The organism is Amycolatopsis eburnea (assembly GCF_003937945.1).
GTDB classification, from domain to species: Bacteria; Actinomycetota; Actinomycetes; order Mycobacteriales; family Pseudonocardiaceae; genus Amycolatopsis; species Amycolatopsis eburnea.
In genome coordinates, this window is record NZ_RSEC01000060.1 from 310,382 (window position 1) to 333,908 (window position 23,527).

Here is a 23,527-nt window from a genome sequence, read left to right on the forward strand (position 1 = left end):
GGCTAGCGTCTTCCCGCACACGACGGAGGGAGCCGGTATGGGGTCACCAGGACGCGGCCTCGTCCTCGTGGTCGAGGACGAGGCCGCGATCGCCGAGCTGGCGGCGCTCTACCTGAAGCGCGACGGCTTCGGGGTGCACGTCGAGACCGACGGCGGGCGGGCGCTCGACGCCGTGCGGCGGGTGAAGCCGGTGGCGATCGTGCTCGACATCGGACTGTCCGGAATGGACGGTATCGAGATCTGCAAGGCGTTGCGCGCGGCCGGGGACTGGACGCCGGTGCTGTTCGTCACCGCCCGCGACGACGAGCTGGACCGCCTGCTGGGCCTGGAGATCGGCGCGGACGACTACCTGACGAAGCCGTTCAGCCCGCGCGAGCTGGCCGCCCGGGTCCGGACGGTGCTGCGCCGCGCGTCGGGGGCGACGCCGGCCGCGGAAACGTTCGCCGTCGGCGGCGCCCGGGTCGACGTCCTCTCCCGGCGGGCCTGGGCGGGCGACACGGAGATTTCCCTGACGTCGACCGAGTTCGACCTCCTCACGCACCTGCTCCGGCACCCGGGGCAGGTGCTTTCGCGCGACCAGCTGCTCAGCGCGGTCTGGGGCTACGCCGCGGCGGCGGGCACGCGCACGGTCGACGTCCACGTGGCGCAGCTGCGGGCGAAGCTCGGCGCGTCGAGCCCGATCCGGACGGTGCGCGGCATCGGCTACGCGGCGGACCCGGCGTGAGGGGCACGCTGGCCGGCCGGATCACCCTGGTGTGCCTGGCGGTCGCGGGGATCGCGGTCATCGTGGCCGGGCTGGTCGCGGCGCGGCTGATCCGGACGACGGCGGACAACGCGCTGCAGTCGTCGCTGTCCGCCCAGGCCGACGTCGTCGCCACGCAGCTCGACGAGACCGGCATCGGCAACCGGCTGGGCGTCGGCAAGGTGGCCGATGTAGTGCGCGGCCAGGGCATCTCGGTGGTGGTCCGCCGCGCGGGCGGGCAGGCGCTCGGCGAACCGGCCGCGGTGCAGGCATCGACCAAGCTCGGCCTCGCCGCCGACCATTCGGGCCGCGTCACGGTCGGCGGCGCGCAGTACCTGGTCGAGACGCGGGTGGTCGGCACGCGCGGGGCCGCGTTCGCGCTGGTCCTGCCCGCCCGCAACGCCGACGCGACGCAACGCGCGCTGGTGCGCAACATCGCGCTGGCACTGGGGATCGGGCTGCTGGTGGCGGCCGTGGCCGGGTTCGCGTCAGGACGGCTGCTGGGCCGTCCGCTGCGCCGGGCCGCGCTCGCCGCGGGCTCGCTGCGGGCGGGCCGGCGCGACGTGCGGGTGCCGGTCCGGGGACCGCGCGAGGTGGCGGAGGTCGCGGGCTCGTTGAACGCGCTGGCCGACGCGCTGGCGGTGAGCGAGGCGCGGCAGCGGGAGTTCCTGCTGTCGGTGTCGCACGAGCTGCGCACCCCGCTGACGGCGGTGACGGGTTTCGCGGAGGCGATCGCGGACGGCGTGGCCGCCGGTGACGACGCCGTGCGCGCGGGTCAGACGATCCAGCGCGAGGCGCAGCGCCTGGAACGGCTGGTGACGGATCTGCTGGAACTGGCGCGGCTGGGCGCGGACGAGTTCCGGCTGGACCTGGCTTCGGTCGACCTGGCCGCGCTGGTCCGCGACTGCGCGGAGGTGTGGCAGCTGCGGTGCGCGCGGGAAGACGTGCGGCTGTCGGTTTCGGCGCCTCCGTCCCCGGTTCCGGTGGTGGCGGACGCGCGGCGGCTGCGTCAGGTGGTGGATGGGCTGGCGGAGAACGCGCTGCGGGTGACGCCGTCCGGTGCGCCGATGGTGTTCGCTCTCGCGGTGACGTCCGCCGGCGCTTCCCTTTCGGTGCGCGACGGCGGTCCGGGGCTGGCGCCGGAGGATTACCCGGTGGCGTTCGAACGCGGCGTGCTGAACGCGCGCTACCGCGACCGGCGTCCGGTGGGCTCCGGAATCGGGCTGGCGCTGGTCCACGGCCTGGTGACGCGAATGGGCGGGACGTTGGCGGCGGGGCCGGCACCGGAAGGCGGAGCGGCGTTCACGATCGTTTTCCCGGTTTCTCCTCCGCCGTAACAACCGCCGTGTTCCGGCGACTTCCACAGCGTCCTCGTCGGCACAGGTGGAGGCGAAATCATGACCGAAAACGACGGCCCGATCGAATTGGTCGTCCTGACCGAGCGGCCGGCGGTGCGCGACGACGCACCGACCGACCTCGACGTGGTCGTCGAGATCCGTTGCCGGGCCGGGAGTTCGGCCCGCGAAGCCGGCGATGCGATGCGGATGAACCTGTGCGTGGTGATCGACCGAAGCGGCAGCATGGACGGCAGGAAACTGGAGACCGCGAAACGCAGCTGCCTCGACATCCTGGGCCGCCTCGCCGAGCAGGATCTGTTCACCGTGGTGGTTTTCGACGACCAGGCGGAAGTGGTCACCAACCCGCAAATGAGCCGTTCCGAGGCCCAAGAACGGATTCGTGCCATCGCGACCGGCGGCATGACCAACCTCTCGCTCGGCTGGTACCTGGGCCTGCTGGAACTGCAGACGCACACCACCGAGCAGCACTATAACCGGCTCTTCCTCCTGTCGGACGGTCAAGCCAACGCCGGTGAAACCAAGCGGACCACGCTGGCCCGCGAAGCGGCACAGTCACGGGACCTCGGCATCACGACCTCGACGATCGGCATCGGGGAGGATTTCGCCGAGGACACCCTCGAGACCATCGCCTCCGGGTCGGGTGGCCGGTTCTGGAGCATCAGCGAGTCGCGGCTCGAAGACATCATCGAGGAAGAGTTCAGCGGTGCCCTGAGCACCACGCTCGACCGGCCGCGGGTCGAGCTGACCTTGCCCGGCGGAGTCGTCCTGGACCAGGAGCTCAACATCCTGAAGAAGAGCGGCAACCGTTATCGGGTCCGGCCGCTCAAGGGCGAGGACATGTTCAACTTCGCCGTCCGCCTGTCCATCGACCCGAAGGCGCTCGAAGGCGAGCGAGCGGAGATCGGCGCCCGGCTCTTCGACGCGGATCAGCTCGTGACGACCGCCACCGCGGTGGTCGAACTGCTCCCGATCGAGCAGGCGACGGCGACCGCGTCCGAACCGCTGGTGCTCAGCGTGGTCAGCCAGTACACGATGACGACATCGGACGAGGAGATGCTCGAAAAGCTCGACACGGGTGACATGAACCTCATGAAGCGCCTCCTGATCGCCGAAGTGGAAGGCATGCGGCACGTGCGGGACGCGCTCGAGGCCGAGCAGGACACCGAACGCCGCCGCTTCGAGCTGGCGAATCTCATGGCCCGCGGGTTGATGTCCGAGGTATCGGTGGAACTCACCGAGCTCTTGGCGCCCTACCTGGCGGACCCCGGCGTGGATCGATTCCTTTCGTTCTGGCGCAAAGGCCTCCGGCAGGAGAAGTTCCGCTGGTCGAACCGCGACTGTGGGGTGAGCGCGTTCGACGAAGAGTCGGTCGCGGAGGTAGTGGCCCGCGCCATCACCCTGGGCGGTGAGCTGGCCGTGCGCTACCCCGGCGACGCCAAGGCCATCGGCCGGCGGGTGGAGGCGCTTCGTGAGTACCTGGAAAGGTTCTGAGCCGGGCGCCTGGACCTTCGGCAAAACCCTGCTCACCGGGCACGGGAAGGGCACCGGCGACTTCGGCACGTCCTACGCGGTCCTGTCCGGCGACCGGATGCTGAACGGCCGGGTCAGCGCGTCGATCACCCTGGCCGACCGGCACCAGACCGGCGCCGGCCTGGTGTGCCGGGCGGACAGCGCCTGGTCGTTCCTCGCGTTCTACACCGCGCCCGCCGAGGGGCCGCCGGATTCGACGTTCGCCCGCATCGGGGTGTTCAAGGAGGGGTTGTTCGTGCCGGTCGCCGTCTCGGCGGAACCGGTGGTGCTGTCGCGGCGGGCGAACCGGTTCTCGCTCGAGTTCTTCTCCGGGCACGTCCGCGGCGAGATCGTCGCGGGCGACCGCACCTACGAGCTGTCCGCGACCGTGCCGCACCTGCCGTTCCCGGGGCTGGCCGGGCTGGTCAAGTTCTACCGCGCGACGCTGCAGGCCCGGGAGTTCACCGCGACGATGAGCGACATCCCCTCCCCCAGCCAGGTGGCGCCGCCCGCCGAATACGACTTCGACGTGTTCCTGTGCCACTCGACACCGGACAAGCCGGTGGTCACCGAGCTGGCCGCGCGGCTCGCCGGCGCGGGCCTCACCTACTGGCTGGACGCCGAGCGGATCGACTTCGGGGACGCGATCACCGACGCCATCGAGCAGGGCCTGTCACGCAGCCGCTTCGTGCTGCCGTGCTTCAGCGCCGGCCAGAAGCAGTCCGGCTGGGTGCGCGCGGAGTACCAGGCGATCCTCAACGCGCAGTTCTCCGGCGACGACACCCGCCGGGTGGTCCCCGTGCTGCTGGACGACATCGAGGCGAGCGCCCTTCCGGTGCTGCTGCGGGACCGCAAGCGGGTGTCCTACCGGAACAAGGTGGAGTTCGGGGAGTTCATCCAGTTCCTGCGACGGCGGTGACCGGCGGGGCCGGTTAGGCTGATCGCCGTGGAGCTTCTGCACCTGCGCTACTTCGTGGCGGTCGCCGAGGAGCTGAACTTCTCCGCCGCCGCGCGGAAGCTGCACATGGCCGCTTCCCCGCTCAGCCAGCGGATCAAGGACCTCGAGCACGAGCTCGGGCAGCGGCTGTTCGACCGCAGCACCCACCACGTCACCCTGACCGACGCCGGGACCGCGCTGCTGCCCCTCGCGCGGGACGTGCTCGAGCAGGTCGGCGCCATCCCGTGGAAGCTCGCCGAAGCGACCAAGCCGCAGCGGCGGACCGTCTTCCTCGGGATCCCGGCCGGCGTGCACCCCGACCTGCGGGAACGCGTCAACGCCCTCGCCGGGCGCGTCCGGGACGAATACGAGCTCAAGCGCTGGCCCGGCACCACCGCCGACCTCGTGCAGGGCGTGCACGAGGGCAAGCTCGCCCTCACGCTGGCGCGGCTGCCGGTCACCGATCCGGCGCTGGAGCAGCTGCCCGTGATGACCGAGCGGCTCGGGGCCGTCGTGCCCGCCGAGCAGTTCGCCGGGCGGGAGTCGGTCAGCCTGGCCGAGCTGACCGACTTCCCGTACGTCGCCTCGCCGGAGGAAATCGTCCCCGCGTATTTCGACCAGCTCGACCACCAATTGAGCGAGCTCGGCGTCAAGAAACGCATCCGGTTGACCAACACCGGGTACGGCGGGACGTCGGAAATCATTTCCAGCGGCGAGGCGTTTTCCATTTCCATGCTCGACGAGAAGTCGCCGATGCACGGCTACCGGCTCGACAACGTCATCGTCCTGCCCTTCAGCGATTTCCGCCCCCAGCTGGACACCGGGCTGCTCTGGCGGCGCGACCGCACCGACGGCGACCTGCGCGGGCTCGTCAACGCCGCGAAAGAGATCTTCGCCGATCCACTCACTAGCTGACAAATGGTATGACCGCTGCGGTCATACCATTGTTCGCATCATGATCATTCCCTTTCCGCGCCACCGCTATTAGCTTCGGAGGTAGAGCGAAACAGCAAGGCGCGAAAGGACGAACGATGAACAGCACCGGCCCCTTGGACGGCGTGCGCGTGATCGACCTCTCGACCGTGGTCATGGGCCCGTACGCGGCCCAGATCCTGGGCGACCTGGGCGCCGACGTGATCAAGATCGAGTCCCCGGCGGACACCGTCCGCGTCGGGCAGTACCGCACCACGCCGGGCATGACCGCGCTGAACCTGAACGTGAACCGCAACAAGCGCAGCGTGGCCCTCAACCTCAAGGACGACGCCGAGCGCGAGCAGGCCCTCAAGCTGACCGACACCGCCGACGTGCTGATCACCAACATGCGCCCCGGCGCGCTGAGCCGGCTCGGCCTGAACTACGCCGACGTCGCCGAGCGCAACCCGCGGCTGGTCTACGCCCACGCGCAGGGCTTCCGCGGCGACTCCCCGCAGGCCGGCAACGCCGCCTACGACGAGACCGTGCAGGCCTCCTCCGGCCTGGTCGACGTCGCCAACCGCGCGCTCGGCGAGCCGGTCTACCTGCCGACGATCATCGGCGACAAGGTGTCGTCGCTGACCATCGCCTACAGCGTGCTCGCCGCGCTGGTTCACCGCGACAGGACCGGCGAGGGCCAGCAGATCGAGATCCCGATGACCGACACGCTGCTGGCGTTCAACCTGGTCGAGCACCTCGCCGGGCACACCTACGAGCCGGCCGAGGGGCCCACCGGGTTCGCGCTGTCGATGACGAAGGGCCACGCCGCGGTCCGCACCAAGGACGGCCTCGCCTGCGTCATCCCCTACAACCCGAAGAACTTCCGCGACTTCTTCGCCGCCGCCGAGCGCCCGGACCTCGCCGAGGACCCGCGCGTCAACGGCGAAGCCATCGATCGCGCCGACAACGAGTGGCTGACCGAGCAGATCGCCGCCTGTGCGCCGGCGCTGACCACCGAGGAGTGGGCCGAAGTCTGCGCGAAGCACAGCATCCCGATGGCGCCGGTGCTCGAACTGGACCGCGCGCACGAGGACCCCTACGTCCGCGACGGCCACCTGCTCGACACCGTCGAGCACCCGAGCGAGGGCACCATCCGCACGGTCGGCATCCCGGTGAAGTTCTCCGCGACGCCCGGCTCGATCCGCCGTCTGGCCCCGCTGGCCGGCCAGGACACCGCCGAAGTCCTCGCCGAACTGGTCTAGACCAACGCATCTTTCCCTACGAAAGTGGCGTCAAGGAAGTGTGAAGTCATGAGTGAAGTACGCACTGAGCGGATCGGCGGCACCCTGCTGATCACGATCGACCGGCCGGAGGCGCGCAACGCGGTCAACGCCGCCGTCGCGACGCGGCTGGCCGCCGCACTGGACGAGCTGGAAGCCGATCCCGCGCTCCGGGCGGGCGTCCTGACCGGCGCCGAGAACACCTTCAGCGCCGGAATGGACCTCAAGGCCGCGCTCAAGGGCGAATCCCCGGAGATCCCGGGACGCGGGTTCGGCGGCCTGACCGACGCCGAGCTGGGCAAGCCCCTGATCGCCGCGGTCGAAGGGTTCGCGATGGGCGGCGGGTTCGAACTCGCGCTGGGCTGCGACCTGATCGTCGCCGCCGAAAACGCGAAGTTCGGTCTCCCCGAAGTGAAGCGCGGCCTGATCGCCGCCGGTGGCGGGGTGATCCGGCTGCCGAAGCGGATCCCGCACCACCTCGCGATGGAGTTCCTGCTGACCGGCGAGCCGGTCACCGGCCGCCGCGCCGGGGAACTGGGACTGGTCAACCGCGTGACGCCGGCCGGCGACGCCGCCGCGGTCGCGGTCGGCCTGGCCGAGAAGCTGGCGGAGAACGCGCCCCTCGCGCTGGCCGCCGTCAAGAAGATCGTGCGTGCCGCGGACCCGAAGGCCGTGCAGCGCGAGGAAATCAAGAAACTGATGCAGTCCGACGACGTCCGCGAAGGCATGACCGCCTTCGCCGAGCGCCGTGCTCCGAAGTGGACAGGCGAATGAAGATCGAAGAAGTCCGCCGGCACGTGACCACTCCCCTGACCGCCCCGGCGTTCGCGCCCGTGGTCCCGAGGTTCACCGACCGCGAGTACCTGAACATCGTCTACCGGACCGACGCCGACGCCCTGCGCGCGGTCGTCCCGGAGCCCCTCGAAGTCGAAGAACCCTTGGTGCGCTTCGAAGTCATGAAGATGGGCGACGTCTCCGGCTACGGCCCGTACACCGAGTCCGGCCAGGCGATCGAAGTCAGCTTCGACGGCGAGCGCGGCGAGTACCTGCACGCGATGTACCTCGACAACTTCCCCGCGACGGCGTCCGGGCGCGAGGTCAGCGCGTACCCGAAGACGGTCGGCAGCCCGAACCTCTATGTCGACAACGGTGTCCTCGTGGGCACTTTGGACTACGGGACGCTCCGGGTGGCCACCGCGACCATGGGCTACAAGCACCACGAACTGGACGCCCACGAGGCCGAACGCCAGATCACGGTCCCGACGTTCATGCTCAAGACGATCCCGGGCTACGACGGCGCGCCGCGCGTGCAGGAACTGGTCCGCACCGAGATCACCGACGTCGTGGTCAAGGAGGCCTACACCGGCCCCGCGCGGCTGCAGCTGTTCCAGCACGTCCTCGCGCCGCTGGCGGACCTGCCGGTGCTGGAGGTCGTCTCCGCGAGCCACATCCGCACCGACCTGACCCTCGCTCCGGTCAAGCCGGTCTTCGACTACCTGAAGGGAGCGCGGTCATGAAGAACGCGGCTGTCATCGGCGCCGGCACGATCGGCCTGTCCTGGACGGCGTTGTTCGCCCACCACGGCCTGACCGTCCGGGTCACCGACCCCCGCCCCGACCTCGCCGACGCCGTCGCCGAAGCGCTGAAGACGTTCGCCCCGCACCTGGGCACCACCGCCGAGGAGCTGGCGAGCCGGGTGAGCATCGCCGGGAGCGTCACTGAATCAGTGAAAGATGCGGACGTCGTCCAGGAGAACGGGCCGGAGAACGTCGAGTTCAAGAAGGAGCTGTTCGCACAGCTCGTCGCGGAAGCTCCGGAGCACGCGCTGCTGCTCAGCTCGTCGAGCGCCATCCCGTCCACGGCGTTCACCGAAGAGATCGACGGCACGCGTGTCCTCATCGGACACCCGTTCAACCCGCCGCACCTGATCCCGCTGGTCGAGGTCGTCCCCGGCGAGCGCACCAGCGACGAGTCGGTCGAGCGGGCCGTCGGGTTCTACACCTCGCTCGGCCGGACGCCGGTCGTGGAGCGCAAGGAAATGCCCGGCTTCGTCGGCAACCGGCTGCAGAACGCGCTCAGCCGCGAGGCGATCTACCTCGTCGAGCAGGGTGTGGTGACGCCGGAAGAACTCGACAAGGTCATCACGAACTCGCTCGGCATCCGCTGGGCGACCGTCGGGCCGTTCCTCGGCTCGCACCTCGGTGGCGGCCCCGGCGGCTACCGGCACATGGCCGAGCACATCGGCAAGTCGATGAAGAAGATGTGGGCCGGGCTGGGCACTCCCAGCCAGAGCCCCGAAGAGCAGGAACGGCTCATCGAAGCCGTCGAAACCGCTTACGGCTCCTCCACGTACTCGGACCTGGCCGAGACGCGCGACCGCAAGCAGCTCGCCGTTCTGCACGCAGTGGAGGAGAACTGACATGGACACCCTGACCGCCGACTTCTACGACTTCGAGGCGCTGCTGCCCGACGACGAGCACAAGCTGCTGGTCAAGGCGCGCGAGTTCATGGAGCACGACGTCAAGCCGCTGGTGAACGAGAACTGGGAAGCCGGTACCTTCCCGAAGGAACTGATCGGGATGTTCCGCGAGAGCGGCCTCGCCGGCCTGCCCTACGAAGGCTACGGCGAGCACAAGCCCGCCGTCAGCCACCTGCTCACCGGCATGATGGCGATGGAGATGAGCCGCACCGACGCGTCCGTCGCGACGTTCTTCGGTGTCCACAACGGACTGGCGATGTACTCCATCTACAGTGGCGGAAGCCAGGAACAGCGGGACCGCTGGCTCCCCGAGATGGCCGCGATGGACAAGATCGGCGCGTTCGCGATGACCGAGCCGCTCGGCGGGTCCGATGTGGCCGGTGGCATGCGCACGACCGCACAGCGACAGGGCGACACCTGGATCCTCAACGGTGCCAAGAAGTGGATCGGCAATGCGACCTTCGCCGACTACGTCGTCGTGTGGGCCCGCGACCTGGACGACAACCACGTCAAGGGATTCGTCGTCGAGAAGGGCACGCCGGGCTTCGTACCGGAGAAGATCCAGGGCAAGACCGCGTTCCGGATCGTCGAGAACGCCGAGATCGCCCTCACCGACGTCCGCGTGCCGGAGGCGAACCGCCTGCAGGGCATCAACTCCTTCCGGGACGTCGCCGAGATCCTGCGTGCCACCCGCGGCGGTGTCGCGTGGCAGGCGCTGGGCGTGATGATCGGCGCCTACGAAGCCGCGCTGGCCTACGCGCGGGAGCGCAAGCAGTTCGGCCGCCCGATCGCACGCTTCCAGCTTGTGCAGGACCTGCTCGTGAAGAGCCTCGGCAACATCACCGCGTCGTGGGGCATGCTCGTGCAGCTCGCCCGCCTGCAGGACGCCGGGATCTTCAAGGACGAGCACTCGTCGCTGGCCAAGGCGTTCGTCACCTCGCGGATGCGCGAGGTCGTCGCCTGGAGCCGGGAGATCTTCGGCGGCAACGGGATCGTGCTCGGCTACGACGTCGCGCGGTTCTTCGCCGACGCTGAAGCGATCTACTCGTTCGAGGGCACGCGCGAGATGAACACCCTGATCGTCGGCAAGGCGATCACCGGGCAGTCCGCGTTCGTGTGAGCGTCAGTTCACGCAGCCGGCGGCCGCACTGGTCGCCGGCTGCTTGCTGTCCGGCGTCCTGGTGGTGGTCGCCGCGACCGGCTTGACGCCGCCGGGCGTGTCGTCGCCCGAGGCCTGCACCGCGGGCGTGCTGATCGCGGTGCGCACGAACTGCTGGACCTGCGCCGGGTCGACCTTCACCGCGTCGCCGTCGGACGGCGTGGCCAGCGACAGGCTCTGCACCGGGATGGTGGCGAACGCGATCGCGCCCGACGTCATCCCCCGCAGCTGCTGCGCGAAGCTCAGGACGTCCCAGCCCTTGTCCAGCACCACCGCGCCCTGCACCGCGCTGACCAGCGAGTTCAGCTTCGAGACGTCGGTGAACGTGCCCGCGTTCAGCACCTTCTTGGCCATCCCGGACAGGAACGCCTGCTGCCGCGCGATCCGGTCGAGGTCGCCGTTCTGCAGCCCGTGGCGCTGCCGGACGAACGCGAGGGCCTGCGCGCCGGACAGCGTCTGCGGCCCGGCCGCGAAGTCCGCGCCCGAGTAGCTGTCGTGCACCGGCTCCTTGAGGCAGACCTCGACGCCGCCGACCGCCTGCGAAAGCGCGTCGAAGCCGGCGAGGTTGATGGCCGCGTAGTGGTTGATGGTCAGCCCGGTGAACTTCTCGACGGTCCGGATCGCCGTCCTGGCCCCCGCCGCGTTCGCCGCGACCTCCAGCTGCGCGCCGCTCAGCCCCTGGGCGCGCAACCCGGACATCGAGGCGTTCTTGGCGCGGCTGTACGCGGAGTTGATCTTGTGCTTGCCGAACCCGTCCGCGATGTCCACATAGGAATCGCGGGGGATGGAGATCGCGGTGGCCGCGGCACCGCCCGCCGGGATGTGCACGACGATCATCGTGTCGGTGGTGTCCCCGCCGTCGTCCCCGCTCCCGGCGTGCAGGGCGTCGAGCACGCTCTGCGGCAACGGGTTGCCGTACGCGTCGGTGCGGGCGTCGATCCCGACGAGCAGGATGTTCTGGGCCACTTTGAGCGGTTCGCCGGGAACGGCGTCTTCCCCGTCGATCTGCGCCGACGGCGGGATGACGTCGGCGGTGACGATGCCGGCGTCCAGCTTGCTCAGCTGCGTCCACGCGTACCCGGTGACGGCGAGCACCAGCGTCGACACGACGCCGATGGCCACGCGCCCACCGACGCGGCGCCCCCGGGACGACAGCAGCACGGCACTTCCCCTTGCTTCCCTCTGGTTCGAACCCCTGCTTCGAGGATCACCGGGTTAGCTGGGAATCAGCTGAGAAAATTGTAGGAAGGTCGTGACGCTGCCCGATCGGCCGAGCCGGTTCGAGCCGATCGGCCGATTTTCGCGACGGACGGTGGTGGCGCGGGCACGGGGAAGTGCTGTGGCAGTGACCACAGTGGCCGGCCGCCGGTCCGCGACGTCATGAACGAGTCGTTCATGACGCCGGACGGGATGAAAGGGTCGTTCATGGCGTCCGGCCGCGCGCCCGGGCTAGCGGGGCATCCGGCGCCAGATCGCGCGCGGCAGCAGGCGCATCCCGAAGAACACCGGCCGGAGCACTCCCGGCACCCACACGACCCCGCGGCCCCGGCGCAACGCCGCCGCCGTCGCCTCCGCCACCTGGTCCGGGGTGCTCGAGAACGGCGCCGGTGCCATCCCCTCCGTCATCCGGCCGATCACGAAGCCCGGGCGGACCAGCAGCAGGTGGACACCGGAACCGTGCAGGGCGTCCGCGAGGCCGCTCGCGAAGCCGTCGAGGCCGGCCTTCGCCGAGCCGTACACGTAGTTCGCGCGGCGCACGCGGATGCCGGCCACCGACGAGAACACCACCAGGGTGCCGTGGCCCTGGGCGCGCAGCAGGTTCGCCGCGTGGGTCAGCACGCCGACCTGGGCGACGTAGTCGGTGTGGACGATCGCCGCGGCGTGGGTCGCGTCCGCCTCCGCGCGGGACTGGTCGCCGAGGATGCCGAAGGCGAGCACCACCGTCTCCAGCGGGCCGTGCTCGGCCGCCACCTTGTCCAGGAACGGGCCGTGCGCGGTGAGGTCGTCGGCGTCGAAGTCCGCGGTCTCGACGCTTTCCGCGCCCGCCTCCCGCAGCGCGGCGACCTCCGCCGTCAGGTCGGCGCCCGGGCGCGCGGCCAGCACGAACCGCCGGGTGTCGCCGCTGACCAGGCGTTTCGCCAGGGCCAGCCCGATCTCACTGCGTCCGCCGAGCACCAGCACCGTTCCGCTCATCGCCGCAGTCTTCCAGCCCGGGTGCGCTAGCGTGCCCGGGTGGGTCGCACTCCGGACTTCGAAACGCTCGTCGAACGGCACCGCCGGGAGATCCAGGTGCACTGCTACCGGATGCTCGGGTCGCTGAGCGACGCCGAAGACCTGGCCCAGGAAACCTTCCTGCGGGCGTGGAAGGCCCGCGACGGCTTCGAAGGCCGGGCGAGCGTGCGCACCTGGCTCTACCGGATCGCGACGAACGCGTGCCTCGACGTCCTCGCCCGCCGTCCGCGTCGGGTGCTGCCCGACCAGCTCGGGCCCGCCGGGGAGCCGGACGGGCCGATCGCGGCCGCCGACCTGCCGTGGCTCGAGCCGTACCCGGACCGGCTGCTCGACGGGGCCGGGCCGGCCGACGCCGTGGTCGACCGGGAGACGATCGAGCTGGCGTACCTCGCCGCCCTCCAGCACCTGCCGCCGCGGCAGCGGGCCGCGCTCGTCCTGCGCGACGTGCTCGGCTGGCCGGCCAAGGAGACGGCGGCGGCGCTGGAGACGAGCGTCGCTTCGGCGAACAGCGCGCTCCAGCGGGCGCGGACGACGTTGCGTGAGCGGCTGCCCCCGCACCGTGCCGAGTGGACGGCCGGCGACCCGACGGCCGAGGAAGCGGCGCTGCTCAAGCGGTTCATCGCCGCGTACGAGGACGGCGATCCCACCGCGGTCGCGCGGCTGCTGCGCGAGGACGCCCGTGCGGTCATGCCGCCGTACACGCTGTGGTTCGGCAGCCGCGCGTCGATCATCCGGGCGCTGTCGCTCTCGCTGGACCCGGCGTCGCCGCACTGCGTCGGGCGGTTCCGGATGCGGCCGGTGCGCGCCAACGGCCGGCCCGCCGTGGCCACCTACCTGCGGCGGCCGGGCGAAGCCGGCTTCCGGTGGTTCGGGGTGACCGTGCTGACGGTCGAAGCCGGGCTGATCACGGCGATGGCCGCGTTCGAGTCGGTGCCGGCCGCCGCCTGGGACCTGCCCGAAGCGTGGCCAGGTGAGCACGATGAGCATGGGTCGTAATCCCACGCAAGCGAATTGAACGGCACACGCGGGCGCGAAAATGCCCGGGCGGGTGATTCGCGAAAACCACCCGCCCGGGCACACGCACTCCCGCATCCGATTTTCTTCCGGATTCGGTGTTATTGCTCTGGGCCGCCGGGAAGAGGTCACCGGGCGGCGGTCAGGCCACTCGGTGCCGCTGCGGCGCGGTACGCGCCAGCCGGCGTCGGTCCTCGGCGGTGGTCCCGCCGAAAACACCGTGGTCGAGCCCGTTGTCGAGCGCGTAACCGAGGCATTCGGCGCGCACCGGGCAGCGGGCGCACACGGCCTTGGCCTGCGCTGTCTGCCGGGCGCCGGGGCCCATCGCGGAGATCGGGAAGAACAGTTCCGGGTCCTCGTCCTTGCAGGCCGCGAGTTCCGCCCAGCCCGTCATCGTGGCTTCCATTTCCTTCGTTCACCTCCTTCGTTCTTCTGTTTCCCATTGTCAGCGCGCGTCAACCGACTTGACCGCGGCGGACGCGCGAGCGAATCCGCGTCGGTCAAGGGGGTTTTGGCTTCGGTCCCCGGTTCACCCACCGGGCAACCAAGACTGCAACACGTGAGAGTACGCCCTTCTTCCCCGGATCTCGATGTCGATCACGTCACCCGATCGGCGACGAAGTACTCCGGCGCGTCCCTTGCGGCAGCCGCCCGAAGGTGCTCCACCGAACGGCCCGGCCCGCGCGGCCCGCGCCGGGCCTTCCCCTGTCCGGCAAGGCATTCCCGCCCGGACGCGGCCGAAACCCGGCCGGTCTTCGCCACGGCGGCGTCCGCCGCGGGGGCTCGAGCCGCGGCACCCCGCCGGCGTCCGGAATCCGCCGTTCGCGGCTTCGCTCCCCCGGCTGCCCGCCGCCGGGTCGGTTTCCCGTCGTCATCGAAGCGGGGTACCCGGCATGTCCGCGGTCACTCGTCACATCGCGTCACCAAGGAGAAGCAGCCCATTACTCCTACCGGGCAGTCTTGATCGAATCGTTACACGTAGCGGTCACCTCGCCGCACCTGTCTTGGTGGAGGCGAGGGGTGGTGAGGGGTCGGTGGGCGGTCACGACGATTTCGACGCGTTCTTCCGCGCCGACTTCGCGCCGCTGGTGGCGTTCCTCTGCAAGGCCGGGTTCGAGGTCGAGACCGCGCGGGACGCGGCCGCCGAGGCGATGGTCCACGCGCTGGAGGCGTGGCCGGCCCTCGACGACCCGCGGGCGTGGGTCCGCCGGGTCGCCGGGCGGCTGCTCGACGGCGCGGGCGACGCGCGCGCGGACTGGACGCTGGCGGGTGATCCGCGGGACGACCGCGAGCTCGCCGGGCTGGTCGACCAGCACGGCGAGCTGATCGACCTCCTCGCGTCCCTGCCCGGCAGGCAGCGGATGGTCCTGGCGTGGTCGCTCGACGGGTTCACCCCGGCGCAGATCACGGACGCGCTGCGCATCGCGCCCGCGACCGTCCGCTCCACCCTCCGCCACGTGCGGGAACGCCTTCGGCGACACCGGGCTGTCCGGCCCGGTGACCAGCGGGACAGGGAAAGGTGAGCACCATGCCGGCAACCGAGTACGGGGACCGGGCGATCACCGAGCTGCTGCGGGAGTCCAACACCGCGCTGCACGACTCGCTGCGGGCCGGCCTCGACGTGGAGGGCACGCTGCTGCGGGTGCGCAGCCGGGTGCTGGTCCGGGAGATCGCCGCGGCGCAGCCCGCCGACGCGTTCCCCGCGCACTGGCGCCGCCACGACGAGCCGGTCGCGGACGCCATCGCCGGTGACGACGCCGCGACCGCCCGGCTGCTCGCCACCATCCGCCCGCTGGTGGTGCGCTACTGCCGGGCCCGCGTCGGCCGCCACGAGCGCTCGTTCGCCTCGGCCGACGACGTCGCGCAGGAGGTCTGCCTCGCCGTGCTCACCGCGCTGCCGTCCTACCGCGACCAGGGCCGCCCGTTCCTCGCGTTCGTCTACGGCATCGCCCAGCACAAGGTCGCGGACGCCCACCGCGCCGCGGCGCGCAACCGCACCGACCCGGTGCCCGAGATCCCGGACGGCGTCAGCGAAGCCGCCGGTCCCGAGCAGCGGGCGCTGCGGTTCGAGCTGAACGAGCGGCTGGCCCGGCTGCTGGACGTGCTCCCGGCGAAGCAGCGCGAAATCGTCGTGCTGCGGATCGTGGTCGGGCTGTCGGCGGAGGAAACGGCCGCCGCGGTCGGCTCCACGCCCGGCGCTGTCCGCGTGGCCCAGCACCGCGCGCTCGGGCGGCTCCGAAGACTCCTGGGCGACGAGGACTGACTCAGCGCCGCACCCGCTCCAGGACGAACTCCGCCAGCGCCGCCGCCGGGCCCGCCATCGACTCCCTCGCCAGCAGCATGAACTCGATGTCGCCGGGTTCGGGCAGGCCGTCGAGCTCGACCAGGTCGGCCGGGATCAGGCTGCGCGCGTGCAGGGTGACGCCGAGGCCGGCCGCCGCCGCGGCGCGCAGGCCGGTCAGGCTCGACGTCTGGCACGCCGCGCGCCACTCGAGCCCGGCGCGCTCGAGGCACTCCACCGCCAGCTGCCGCGTGATCGACGGCATCGGGTACTGCACCAGCGGCACCGGCTCGCCGGGCTCCAGCACCGTGGCCGCCGACCCGATCCAGACCAGCGGCTCCCGCCAGAGCAGCCGCCCGTGGTGCGCGCCCGGGCGGCGCTTGCCCAGGACCAGGTCCAGCTGCCCGGCCCGCAGCCGCTGCGTCAGGACGTCCGAAAGCTCCACCGTCAGCTCGACGTCCACCAGCGGGTGACTGCGGCGCAACCGGTGCAGGATCTCCGGCAGCTCGCCGAGCGCGAAGTCCTCGGACACGCCGAACCGGACGCGGCCGCGCAGCTCGGCCCCGCGGAAGTGCCGTTCCGCGCGTTCTTCGGTGTCGACGACCGTCTGCGCGAACCCCAGCATCGCCTGCCCGCGCGCGGTCAGCTCGACGGTGTGGGTGTCGCGGGCGAACAGCAGCCCGCCCGAATCGCGTTCGAGCCGGCGCACGTGCTGGCTGACGGTCGGCTGGCCGACGCCGAGGCGCCGCGCGGCCGCGGTGAAGCTGCGCGTCTCGGCGACGGCGAGGAAGGAACGGCACAGGCGGGGGTCGAGCACGCGGTCACTTTATCGCGATTCACGATGACAGTCAGTCCGGTCATCGGGGTTCACAATGAACGCGGCGGCGCCGACAATGGCTGTGGAAGGAGATCCATGTCCCGGTTGCGTCTCGACCCGTTCGTCCTCGCCATCCTCGCCACCGTCGGCGTCGCCACCCTGCTGCCCGCTTCGGGCGCGGTGGCCGGCGGCTTCGGCACCGCCACCACGATCGCCGTCGGTCTGCTGTTCTTCTTGTACGGCGCCCGGTTGTCCACGCAGGAAGCCCTCGACGGCTTGCGGCACTGGCGCCTCCACGCGGTCGTGCTCGGCGCGACGTTCGTGCTGTTCCCGCTGCTGGGCCTGGCCCTGTTCGCGCTGCCGTCGTCGGTGCTGCCCGCCCAGCTGGCCGCCGGGGTGCTGTTCCTCGCCGTGCTGCCCTCGACCGTGCAGTCGTCGATCGCGTTCACCTCGATCGCGCGCGGCAACGTCGCGGCGGCGATCTGCAGCGCGTCGCTGTCCAACCTGGCCGGGATCGTGCTCACCCCGCTGCTGGCGGCGCTGCTGCTCGCGGGCGACGGCGCCGGCGTCGACGGGTCGGCGGTGCTGGGGATCGTGCTGCAGCTGCTCGCGCCATTCGTGGCGGGCCAGCTGGCGCGGCGCTGGATCGGCGGCTGGATCTCCGCGCACGCGGCGCCGCTGAAGCTGGTCGACCGCGGTTCGATCCTGCTGGTCGTCTACACGGCGTTCAGCGCGGGCATGACCGAAGGCATCTGGCACCGGCTCGACCTCGGCCACCTGCTGGTGCTCGGCGCGGTGTGCGGCGTGCTGCTGGCGGCCGTGCTGGCCGCGACCGGCTGGGGCGCCCGCGCGCTCGGCTTCGCCCGCGCCGACCGGATCACCATCGTGTTCTGCGGGTCGAAGAAGAGCCTGGCGAGCGGCCTGCCGATGGCGACGGTGCTGTTCGGGCACGCGCAGGTGGGGCTGATCGTGCTGCCGCTGATGCTGTTCCACCAGATCCAGCTGATCGTCTGCGCGGCGCTGGCCCGCCGCTACGCCGCCGCGTCGGAGGGCCGGGAACTCGTGCCCGCCTGAGCCGATGAGTTTCCGCGGCCCCGCTCGTCGGTACCGGTGACACCCCGAACCGGAAGGCGGCACCATGGCCAAGGTCCTCTACCACATCACGATGTCCCTCGACGGCTTCGTCGCCGGCCCCGCCGACGACATGTCCTGGCTGCGGGGCCTGCCCACCGGCCCGAACCCGGTCGCCGAGCGGGTCATGGGCGAGATCGGCGCGGTGCTGATGGGCCACCGCACGTACGCCCCGGCGACCACGGCGGAGGGCGAGGTCTACGGCGGCCGCGTCCGCGTCCCGATCTTCGTGGTGACCCGCGACGACCCGGCGTCGGCGCAGCCGGGCTTCACCTTCGAGGCGGACCTGCTGAAGGCGGTCGCCGCGGCCTCGGCGGCAGCGGGCGACGGCTGCGTCGCGGTACTGGGCCCGGCGACGGCCCGCCGCTGCCTCGAGGCGGGCGTGCTCGACGAGGTCCTGGTGCACGTGGCCCCGGTGCTGCTCGGCGACGGAGTCCGGCTCTTCGACCACCCGGGCGGCACGCGGGTCCGGCTGGAGCCGGTGGAGCTGAGCACGGCGGGCGGGCTCGGGAACTTCCGGTACCGGGTGGAGTCCCCTGTGGACAGTCGGGCGTAACGGCGGCGGGCGGCGGAACGATCCCGGTGGTGTTGTTCCCAGGGGAGGATCCACCATGGCACTTCAGGTTCGAACCGCACTCGCCGTCCTGGGCGGGGCCGTCGTCGTCACGGCGGGGGCGGTGGCCTTCGCGGGCGCGTCCGCCGCCGTCGGCCCGTCACCGGCCCCGATCGTCCAAGCGGCGCAAGCCACCTGCGTGACGGACGGCAGCGGCTTCTGCACGGTCACCCACGGCCTCGGCAAGGTGCCCGAGGCCGTCGTGGTCTCGGCGAACACGCCGGGCCCGTTCAACGCGTTCATGCTCAACACGGTGCAGGGGTCGTACACGGCGACCACGTTCCAGGTGCGGGCGATGTTCACGCAGACCACGCCGAAGACGTTCGGCCAGATCTGGTTCACCTACGCGGCTTACGGCGCGGCGACGACCCCGCCGACCACGACGCCCCGCACCACACCGCCGCAGACCACGCCGAACACCACCACCCCGACAACACCGACGCCCACAACAACCCCCGGCGGCGGTTCCTGAGCGGAATCCGTGGTCTTCGCCTTGCTCCGCAACGACTTCCGTCACCGCGGACGGGGCGAAGGCCTGTCCCGCAGCTCCTCCGCCAGGATCGCGTCGACGCGCGAGCCCGCCCGGAAGAGGGCTCGCGCGGCGGCGCGGACCACGAAGCCCAGCGCGAACAGGAAGAGCAGCGCGAGGCCGATGACCGCGGGGTTCGCCACGAGCTCCTCCCGGTACTGGTGGGCGAGGAAGCCCAGGCCCGCCCCCGCCGTGAACGCGTCCAGCAGCGCCAGCCGGAACGCCCGGCGGTGGGGCGGCGTGGCGCCGGCCATCGTTCCCTCCCGCCGGGGGTTTCAGCGGTGACGCCCTTGCAACTTAGACGAGCGTGCCCCGGTCGGCGGCCACTTGAACCTGTTTGGCCTACCGGATCTGCCCGGATGGCCGCTGTGATAACTTGAACCGAACTGAGACTTCTGTGCGGACGCAAATCCGCGTGCCGGGGGTCAGGGGGCGGTAGCTCAGTTGGTTAGAGCAGGGGACTCATAATCCCTTGGCCGCGGGTTCGAGCCCCGCCCGCCCCACGAGTCGGGGTTTGCTGCTCGGTGCTGGCGCACCTTCGCCGGTGCCCGCAGTATCTGCCCGGGGGACAACCCCCGGACCCCCGGCGCGCAACGCGCGTCACCTTGCGTGCCGGTCCATGGGCCGGCGACCGTCCACTCAGGACTGGTCAGCGGATGCGGTCGTAGACCACTGCCGTTTCGCCCAGGTCGCCTGTTTCGTGGTGGGTCAGCTTCCACTTGGTGGCCGGCAGGCCGTCGTCGAAGAGGCGGGGGCCGCCGCCCGCGATTTCCGGGCAGATCATCAGGTACAGGCGGTCGAGGGCGTCCGCTTCGAGCAGGGCCTTGATGACGCTCGCGCTGCTGTTCACCAGGATCTCGCCCGAGCCCGTCGCCTTCAGCCCGGCGATGACCTCCGCGGCCGGGGCGTTCACCAGGCGGGTGCGCTCCCACGGGGACTCCGTCAGCGTGGTCGAGAAGACCACCTTCTCCACGTCCACCAGCCACTTCGCGTAACCGCGGTCGCGCGGGTCGGCGTTCTCGTCGGCGGCCACCGTCGGCCAGAAACCGAGGAAGCCCTCGGCGTTGCGGCGGCCGAGCACCGCCGTCGTCGCCCCTTCCCAGATGCGCGTGAGGTGACGGCGGGCGACGTCGGTCATCGCGTACGTGACGATCGCGCCCATGTCGGCCGGACCGGCGGGGCCGTGGTAGCGGCCGTCGAGGGTCAGGCTCAGGTTCGCGGTCACCTTGCGGTCGGTCATGGTTTTCAGCCCTTCTTCGTGAGTACAGCGGTGAGGTTGTCGAGAACCTGCCCCCAGCCGGTTTCGATGCCGGCGATCGCGGGGACGGCCTCGGGGGTCGTCGCGGTGATGCGCAGGCCGAGCCGGAGGCGGGTGCCCCCGCGCTCTTCGGCCAGCGCCAGGTCGTAGTGGCCGGTGAACGAGGCCGGGCCCGCCACCGCGAGGTCGAACGCGAGGTGCGCGGGTTCCTCGGCCGCGTGGACACGGCCTTCGGAGCGGTACTCGCCGTCCGCGTCGCGGTAGGCGACCACGGCCCGCCCGCCCGGCCGCGGCTCGAGGACGCACTCGGTGATCGTCAGCGGCGGCGGGACCCACCAGGACCCCAGCAGGCCCGGCTCGGTCCAGTGCCGCCAGACGGTCTCGCGCGGCACGGCCAGCAGCCGGTCGAACGCGAACTCGCGCCCGTCCGCCCACCGGTCCCGGTCCGCGACCGCGGCGTCCGCCTCGATCGCCGCCCGGTAGCGCGCGACGACGTCCCGCTCGCCGGCGTGGCCCGTCGTCGCCTCGGCCAGCTCCCGCAGCCGGCCCGCGAAGGCGGCGAGCGGCTCCGCCTCGAGGGCGTAGACGCGGCGCTGCCCCAGCGGGAAAACGGCGACGAGGCCGGCCCGGGCGAGGGTCTGCAGGTGCTTGGTGGTCTGCGGCTGCCGCAGCCCGGTCAGCTCGGCGAGCTCGCCGACCGAGCGGGGGCGCTCGGCCAGGAGTTCGACGATGCGCCACCGCGCCGCGTCCCCGAGTGCTGCTGCGATCCCGTCCATGGGTCTAAGTATTCACACAGAAGAATATTCGTGTCAAGGAATACTTTCAGTCAGGCAGCCAGCGCAGGCCGTAGGCGTACCCGAGCTGGGGCGCGGCGAAGTCCTGCGCCACCTCGCCGGCGCCGTCGAGGTCCAGCGGCGCGCCCGGCTGCGGCGGGTCGGCGAGCACCGACGGCGCGACCCGGTCCAGGCGCCACACCGACCGCGGCGGCCGGTCCGGGTCGAAGCGCACGCGCACCGTGAACGACTCGCACGTCACCAGCGGCACGAACGTGTAGGACGACCGGATCGGGCGCCCGTCTTGGATCCGCAGGACAAGCGAGAACGTGTGGCTGTCACCGCGGGACAGGGGCCGCGGCAGGTCGAGCAGCCAGCGGAAGTGCCGCTGCCCCTCGCGGCTCCGGTCGCTGATCCGCACGCCGTGCTGGGCGTCGGCGGCAACGTGCCGTTCGCCGTCCAGCCCGTCGTCGGTGCGGGGGACGGTGAACTGCGCGGAGATCCGGCGGAGCCCGTCCTGGGTCGCCACGATCACGCGCTCCTCGATCAGCTCCGGTTCGGCGGTGTCCAGCCGCACGAGCGCCTTGAGCCGCTTGACGAACCAGCCGCGGTCCGGGTCGGGCTCGCCGTCGCCCGGCTGCGACCCGGCCTGGATTTCCGCGGCGAGGCGGGCGAACGCGCGGTCGATGCGGCGCCGCGCCGTGCGTTCGGAGACCTGGAGGCGGTCGGCGAGGACCCCGATCCGGTCGCGGAGCCGGGCGTGCTGGGTGCCGGCGGCGATGCCGAGCGCGACGTTGACCGCCAGCCGGTCGTCGGGCGGGAAATCCGCGATCGCGGCCGAAATCGCGGCACGCAGAACTCGCCGCGCGTCGCGGTCGCTCGTCGTCCGGTGGATTTCGCTCCAGCCCGAGACGAGCGGCCCGAGGCGGCTTCGCAGCCGTTCGGCTTCCAGGCCCCAGCCGCGCCGCAAAGTGGTGAGTTCCCGGAGCAGACCGTCCTCGTGTGCCATGGGAATCCGATTGTGGCACGCGGACTTCCGGGCGATCGGGCGTACCGCGTGCGCCGATCAGGTGATTCCCGGGTGGCCAGTGGTTGGCCATTTCCGCCGTGATTCGGCCCGGCCGCGGCCATTTCCGGTTCTCCGGCTGACCCACCATTTTCCCGTCGACGACATCGGGAGGACGGGTTGCTCGACAGCACCGACGTCGCGGGCGTCCGCCGGCTGGCCCGCGACGGCCTGCTCGCCGGCTCGGCCGCGGCGGCGCCGCCCGGCGTCCGCGCGCGGCTGCGCGGCGCGGTCTACAGCGTGGCGTGGCCGCTGGTGTTCACGCGGATCACCAAGCCGCTGGAACGGCGGCGACGGCACCCGGACTGCGCCCGCGGCCTCGAGTGGCTGCGCCCCGACTGCCTCGACCGCTTCCACGACGACGTCGAGGCGGTGGTGGAGCACGCGCTGCGGCGCGCGACCGGCCCGATCGAGAACCTCGAGGGCTGGCTGGCCACCCGCCTGAGCCCGGCGACGGTCGACGCCCACCGGCGGCGGCGCGGCGAAATCGGGGCCCTGCAACGGCCTCGCCTCCCGTCCTGGCTCGGTGACGCCCTCTTCGGCGACACCTGGTTGTGCGACCTGGCGGTGCAGATCCTCACCTGGGCCGGCGTCCCGACGGCGGCGGGCGCCGAGCTGTGGCCCCTCGACGCCTGGGCCGCGCGGCGCGCCGAGGTGACCGGCGAGCCGGTGGCCGACCGCGACACGATCGACCGCGAAGTGCGGAAGGTGCTGACGGCGATGCGGTCCCGCCCGAAGTGGTACGACGAGCACGTCGAGCGGCCACTGGGCCACAAGCGGGCACCGGTGGCCCCGATGCCGGCGGACAACGCGGCGGAACCGCCCGCCCTGGAACTGGTCGGCCGCGACGAGATCGAGGACGCGCAGCTGGCGCGGCTGGCCGAGGAGGCACTGGCGGCGATCGATTCCCGGCTGGCGCGCGGCGACCCGGCGGAGGAGGTGGTCGCGGTGGTGATCCGGACGCTGTTCGGCGCGGCGGGGTCCGGCGACTCCGCCCGCGACGACTGGCTGGCGGCCGCGCTCGCCGACCGGGAGCGGCTCGACGGGATCGTGGCCACGGTGCTGGCCATCCTGGGCCGCTGACCTCGCGCGGTCTGCCTGGCGACGCGGAGATGTCATGAAAGGGTCGTTCATGTCGTCTGGCGAGGTGAACGACCCTTTCATGACATCGCGGCCGACCTCACCTAAGCCGACTTGGGTGGGGCCGTCCGGCCGTCCTCGGCCAGCCGGCTCCGCCGCGCCTCGAAGACCCGCGTCAGCACCTCCGGTGGGCAGCCCGCCGCCTGTCCCCGCCGGCGGGCGGCGGTCAGCTCGGCCAGCAAAACCGCCCGGAGCGCCGCGCGTGCCTGGTCCGGGATTCTTCTGAGCGGGGCCGCTTCGGTCACCCCGGCCTCCTCTCCACCGCACCGGCGCACCGCCGGTGCGGCCCAGACTTCA

Annotated in this window: 26 protein-coding genes and 1 tRNA gene; 18 read left to right on the forward strand and 9 right to left on the reverse strand. The window is 71.6% G+C overall.

Going from position 1 to position 23,527, the window contains the following annotated elements:
• Window positions 1–37 precede the first annotated feature (37 nt).
• From EIY87_RS37015 to EIY87_RS37060, 10 genes are all read left to right on the forward strand, one after another.
• Window positions 38–724: a response regulator transcription factor gene (locus EIY87_RS37015; protein WP_125314606.1), complete on the forward strand. Its 687-nt coding sequence runs from the start codon at window positions 38–40 to the stop codon at window positions 722–724.
• The gene (locus tag EIY87_RS37020; protein WP_125314607.1) at window positions 721–2,079 is read left to right on the forward strand and encodes a HAMP domain-containing sensor histidine kinase; all 1,359 of its coding nucleotides are present in this window, start codon (window positions 721–723) and stop codon (window positions 2,077–2,079) included. The genes EIY87_RS37015 and EIY87_RS37020 overlap by 4 nt, the downstream gene beginning before the upstream one ends.
• 60 nt (window positions 2,080–2,139) lie before the next feature.
• Window positions 2,140–3,591: a vWA domain-containing protein gene (locus tag EIY87_RS37025; RefSeq protein WP_125314608.1), complete on the forward strand. Its 1,452-nt coding sequence runs from the start codon at window positions 2,140–2,142 to the stop codon at window positions 3,589–3,591.
• Window positions 3,569–4,528, forward strand: coding sequence for a toll/interleukin-1 receptor domain-containing protein (locus EIY87_RS37030; RefSeq protein WP_125314609.1), 960 nt, complete (start codon window positions 3,569–3,571; stop codon window positions 4,526–4,528). Before EIY87_RS37025 ends, EIY87_RS37030 begins: the two co-directional genes overlap by 23 nt.
• 27 nt (window positions 4,529–4,555) lie before the next feature.
• Window positions 4,556–5,461 (forward strand): LysR family transcriptional regulator, encoded by a 906-nt coding sequence (locus EIY87_RS37035; protein WP_125314610.1) that lies wholly within the window; start codon window positions 4,556–4,558, stop codon window positions 5,459–5,461.
• A gap of 116 nt (window positions 5,462–5,577) precedes the next feature.
• Entirely contained in the window at window positions 5,578–6,720 is a 1,143-nt protein-coding gene (locus EIY87_RS37040; protein ID WP_125314611.1) for a CaiB/BaiF CoA transferase family protein, read from the forward strand.
• A 48-nt stretch (window positions 6,721–6,768) separates the two neighbouring features.
• Window positions 6,769–7,512 carry a crotonase/enoyl-CoA hydratase family protein gene (locus tag EIY87_RS37045; RefSeq protein ID WP_125314612.1) on the forward strand — a complete coding sequence of 248 codons (744 nt, stop codon included), beginning with the start codon at window positions 6,769–6,771 and terminating at the stop codon, window positions 7,510–7,512.
• Window positions 7,509–8,255: an acetoacetate decarboxylase gene (locus tag EIY87_RS37050; RefSeq protein WP_125314613.1), complete on the forward strand. Its 747-nt coding sequence runs from the start codon at window positions 7,509–7,511 to the stop codon at window positions 8,253–8,255. Before EIY87_RS37045 ends, EIY87_RS37050 begins: the two co-directional genes overlap by 4 nt.
• Window positions 8,252–9,157: a 3-hydroxyacyl-CoA dehydrogenase NAD-binding domain-containing protein gene (locus EIY87_RS37055; protein ID WP_125314614.1), complete on the forward strand. Its 906-nt coding sequence runs from the start codon at window positions 8,252–8,254 to the stop codon at window positions 9,155–9,157. The genes EIY87_RS37050 and EIY87_RS37055 overlap by 4 nt, the downstream gene beginning before the upstream one ends.
• A gap of 1 nt (window position 9,158) precedes the next feature.
• Window positions 9,159–10,337 carry an acyl-CoA dehydrogenase family protein gene (locus EIY87_RS37060; protein WP_125314615.1) on the forward strand — a complete coding sequence of 393 codons (1,179 nt, stop codon included), beginning with the start codon at window positions 9,159–9,161 and terminating at the stop codon, window positions 10,335–10,337.
• A gap of 3 nt (window positions 10,338–10,340) precedes the next feature.
• On the opposite strand, the gene EIY87_RS37065 is transcribed toward EIY87_RS37060, so the two are convergent.
• Both EIY87_RS37065 and EIY87_RS37070 read right to left on the reverse strand, forming a co-directional pair.
• On the reverse strand, window positions 10,341–11,537 hold the full coding sequence (locus tag EIY87_RS37065; RefSeq protein WP_125314616.1) for an LCP family protein: 1,197 nt from the start codon (window positions 11,535–11,537) through the stop codon (window positions 10,341–10,343).
• Between the two features lie 288 nt (window positions 11,538–11,825).
• A complete protein-coding gene (locus EIY87_RS37070) occupies window positions 11,826–12,569 on the reverse strand; it encodes an SDR family NAD(P)-dependent oxidoreductase (RefSeq protein WP_125314617.1) in 744 nt (247 codons plus the stop codon).
• A gap of 39 nt (window positions 12,570–12,608) precedes the next feature.
• Between EIY87_RS37070 and EIY87_RS37075 the strand changes: the two genes are divergently transcribed.
• Entirely contained in the window at window positions 12,609–13,604 is a 996-nt protein-coding gene (locus tag EIY87_RS37075) for an RNA polymerase subunit sigma-70 (RefSeq protein ID WP_125314618.1), read from the forward strand.
• 160 nt (window positions 13,605–13,764) lie between these two features.
• Here the strand turns inward: EIY87_RS37075 and EIY87_RS37080 are convergent, their stop codons facing one another.
• The gene (locus EIY87_RS37080; RefSeq protein ID WP_125314619.1) at window positions 13,765–14,028 is read right to left on the reverse strand and encodes a WhiB family transcriptional regulator; all 264 of its coding nucleotides are present in this window, start codon (window positions 14,026–14,028) and stop codon (window positions 13,765–13,767) included.
• 628 nt (window positions 14,029–14,656) lie between these two features.
• On the opposite strand from EIY87_RS37080, the gene EIY87_RS37085 reads away from it, so the two are divergent.
• Window positions 14,657–15,145 (forward strand): RNA polymerase sigma factor, encoded by a 489-nt coding sequence (locus EIY87_RS37085; protein ID WP_125314620.1) that lies wholly within the window; start codon window positions 14,657–14,659, stop codon window positions 15,143–15,145.
• 146 nt (window positions 15,146–15,291) lie between these two features.
• Complete coding sequence (gene shbA / locus EIY87_RS37090) at window positions 15,292–15,885, forward strand: RNA polymerase sigma factor ShbA (RefSeq protein ID WP_191984429.1); 594 nt, start codon at window positions 15,292–15,294, stop codon at window positions 15,883–15,885.
• 1 nt (window position 15,886) lies between these two features.
• On the opposite strand, the gene EIY87_RS37095 is transcribed toward shbA, so the two are convergent.
• A complete protein-coding gene (locus EIY87_RS37095; protein ID WP_125314622.1) occupies window positions 15,887–16,720 on the reverse strand; it encodes a LysR family transcriptional regulator in 834 nt (277 codons plus the stop codon).
• Window positions 16,721–16,816: 96 nt separating this feature from the next.
• Between EIY87_RS37095 and EIY87_RS37100 the strand changes: the two genes are divergently transcribed.
• The 3 genes from EIY87_RS37100 (at window position 16,817) to EIY87_RS37110 (ending at window position 18,936) form a co-directional block, all read left to right on the forward strand.
• Window positions 16,817–17,794: a bile acid:sodium symporter family protein gene (locus EIY87_RS37100; protein WP_125314623.1), complete on the forward strand. Its 978-nt coding sequence runs from the start codon at window positions 16,817–16,819 to the stop codon at window positions 17,792–17,794.
• Window positions 17,795–17,858: 64 nt separating this feature from the next.
• Complete coding sequence (locus tag EIY87_RS37105) at window positions 17,859–18,407, forward strand: dihydrofolate reductase family protein (RefSeq protein ID WP_125314624.1); 549 nt, start codon at window positions 17,859–17,861, stop codon at window positions 18,405–18,407.
• 55 nt (window positions 18,408–18,462) lie between these two features.
• A complete protein-coding gene (locus EIY87_RS37110; RefSeq protein ID WP_125314625.1) occupies window positions 18,463–18,936 on the forward strand; it encodes a hypothetical protein in 474 nt (157 codons plus the stop codon).
• Between the two features lie 41 nt (window positions 18,937–18,977).
• Here EIY87_RS37110 and EIY87_RS37115 read toward each other — a convergent pair whose 3' ends face one another.
• Window positions 18,978–19,247, reverse strand: coding sequence for a hypothetical protein (locus EIY87_RS37115; RefSeq protein ID WP_125314626.1), 270 nt, complete (start codon window positions 19,245–19,247; stop codon window positions 18,978–18,980).
• Window positions 19,248–19,422: 175 nt separating this feature from the next.
• On the opposite strand from EIY87_RS37115, the gene EIY87_RS37120 reads away from it, so the two are divergent.
• Window positions 19,423–19,496: transfer RNA gene (locus tag EIY87_RS37120), tRNA-Ile, on the forward strand.
• Between the two features lie 146 nt (window positions 19,497–19,642).
• On the opposite strand, the gene EIY87_RS37125 is transcribed toward EIY87_RS37120, so the two are convergent.
• Genes EIY87_RS37125 through EIY87_RS37135 form a run of 3 tightly spaced genes read right to left on the reverse strand, consistent with a single transcriptional unit; the run spans window position 19,643 to window position 22,033 of the window.
• Window positions 19,643–20,233, reverse strand: a complete 591-nt coding sequence (locus tag EIY87_RS37125) for a dihydrofolate reductase family protein (RefSeq protein ID WP_125314627.1) — start codon at window positions 20,231–20,233, stop codon at window positions 19,643–19,645.
• Between the two features lie 5 nt (window positions 20,234–20,238).
• Complete coding sequence (locus EIY87_RS37130) at window positions 20,239–21,027, reverse strand: metalloregulator ArsR/SmtB family transcription factor (protein WP_125314628.1); 789 nt, start codon at window positions 21,025–21,027, stop codon at window positions 20,239–20,241.
• Between the two features lie 46 nt (window positions 21,028–21,073).
• On the reverse strand, window positions 21,074–22,033 hold the full coding sequence (locus EIY87_RS37135; protein WP_125314629.1) for a hypothetical protein: 960 nt from the start codon (window positions 22,031–22,033) through the stop codon (window positions 21,074–21,076).
• A 177-nt stretch (window positions 22,034–22,210) separates the two neighbouring features.
• Here EIY87_RS37135 and EIY87_RS37140 point away from each other — a divergent pair, with 177 nt between their 5' ends.
• A complete protein-coding gene (locus tag EIY87_RS37140) occupies window positions 22,211–23,173 on the forward strand; it encodes a hypothetical protein (RefSeq protein ID WP_125314630.1) in 963 nt (320 codons plus the stop codon).
• 101 nt (window positions 23,174–23,274) lie between these two features.
• On the opposite strand, the gene EIY87_RS37145 is transcribed toward EIY87_RS37140, so the two are convergent.
• The gene (locus tag EIY87_RS37145) at window positions 23,275–23,475 is read right to left on the reverse strand and encodes a hypothetical protein (protein WP_125314631.1); all 201 of its coding nucleotides are present in this window, start codon (window positions 23,473–23,475) and stop codon (window positions 23,275–23,277) included.
• Window positions 23,476–23,527 lie beyond the last annotated feature (52 nt).

Excerpts from the sequence above, each read along its gene's own strand:
- EIY87_RS37015 (WP_125314606.1), top strand. The coding sequence starts at position 38 with ATGGGGTCACCAGGACGCGGCCTCGTCCTCGTGGTCGAGGACGAGGCC.
- EIY87_RS37025 (WP_125314608.1), top strand. The coding sequence starts at position 2,140 with ATGACCGAAAACGACGGCCCGATCGAATTGGTCGTCCTGACCGAGCGG.
- EIY87_RS37040 (WP_125314611.1), top strand. The coding sequence starts at position 5,578 with ATGAACAGCACCGGCCCCTTGGACGGCGTGCGCGTGATCGACCTCTCG.
- EIY87_RS37045 (WP_125314612.1), top strand. The coding sequence starts at position 6,769 with ATGAGTGAAGTACGCACTGAGCGGATCGGCGGCACCCTGCTGATCACG.
- EIY87_RS37050 (WP_125314613.1), top strand. The coding sequence starts at position 7,509 with ATGAAGATCGAAGAAGTCCGCCGGCACGTGACCACTCCCCTGACCGCC.
- EIY87_RS37055 (WP_125314614.1), top strand. The coding sequence starts at position 8,252 with ATGAAGAACGCGGCTGTCATCGGCGCCGGCACGATCGGCCTGTCCTGG.
- EIY87_RS37060 (WP_125314615.1), top strand. The coding sequence starts at position 9,159 with ATGGACACCCTGACCGCCGACTTCTACGACTTCGAGGCGCTGCTGCCC.
- EIY87_RS37070 (WP_125314617.1), bottom strand. The coding sequence starts at position 12,569 with ATGAGCGGAACGGTGCTGGTGCTCGGCGGACGCAGTGAGATCGGGCTG.
- EIY87_RS37080 (WP_125314619.1), bottom strand. The coding sequence starts at position 14,028 with ATGGAAGCCACGATGACGGGCTGGGCGGAACTCGCGGCCTGCAAGGAC.
- EIY87_RS37100 (WP_125314623.1), top strand. The coding sequence starts at position 16,817 with ATGTCCCGGTTGCGTCTCGACCCGTTCGTCCTCGCCATCCTCGCCACC.
- EIY87_RS37105 (WP_125314624.1), top strand. The coding sequence starts at position 17,859 with ATGGCCAAGGTCCTCTACCACATCACGATGTCCCTCGACGGCTTCGTC.
- EIY87_RS37110 (WP_125314625.1), top strand. The coding sequence starts at position 18,463 with ATGGCACTTCAGGTTCGAACCGCACTCGCCGTCCTGGGCGGGGCCGTC.
- EIY87_RS37115 (WP_125314626.1), bottom strand. The coding sequence starts at position 19,247 with ATGGCCGGCGCCACGCCGCCCCACCGCCGGGCGTTCCGGCTGGCGCTG.
- EIY87_RS37125 (WP_125314627.1), bottom strand. The coding sequence starts at position 20,233 with ATGACCGACCGCAAGGTGACCGCGAACCTGAGCCTGACCCTCGACGGC.
- EIY87_RS37130 (WP_125314628.1), bottom strand. The coding sequence starts at position 21,027 with ATGGACGGGATCGCAGCAGCACTCGGGGACGCGGCGCGGTGGCGCATC.
- EIY87_RS37135 (WP_125314629.1), bottom strand. The coding sequence starts at position 22,033 with ATGGCACACGAGGACGGTCTGCTCCGGGAACTCACCACTTTGCGGCGC.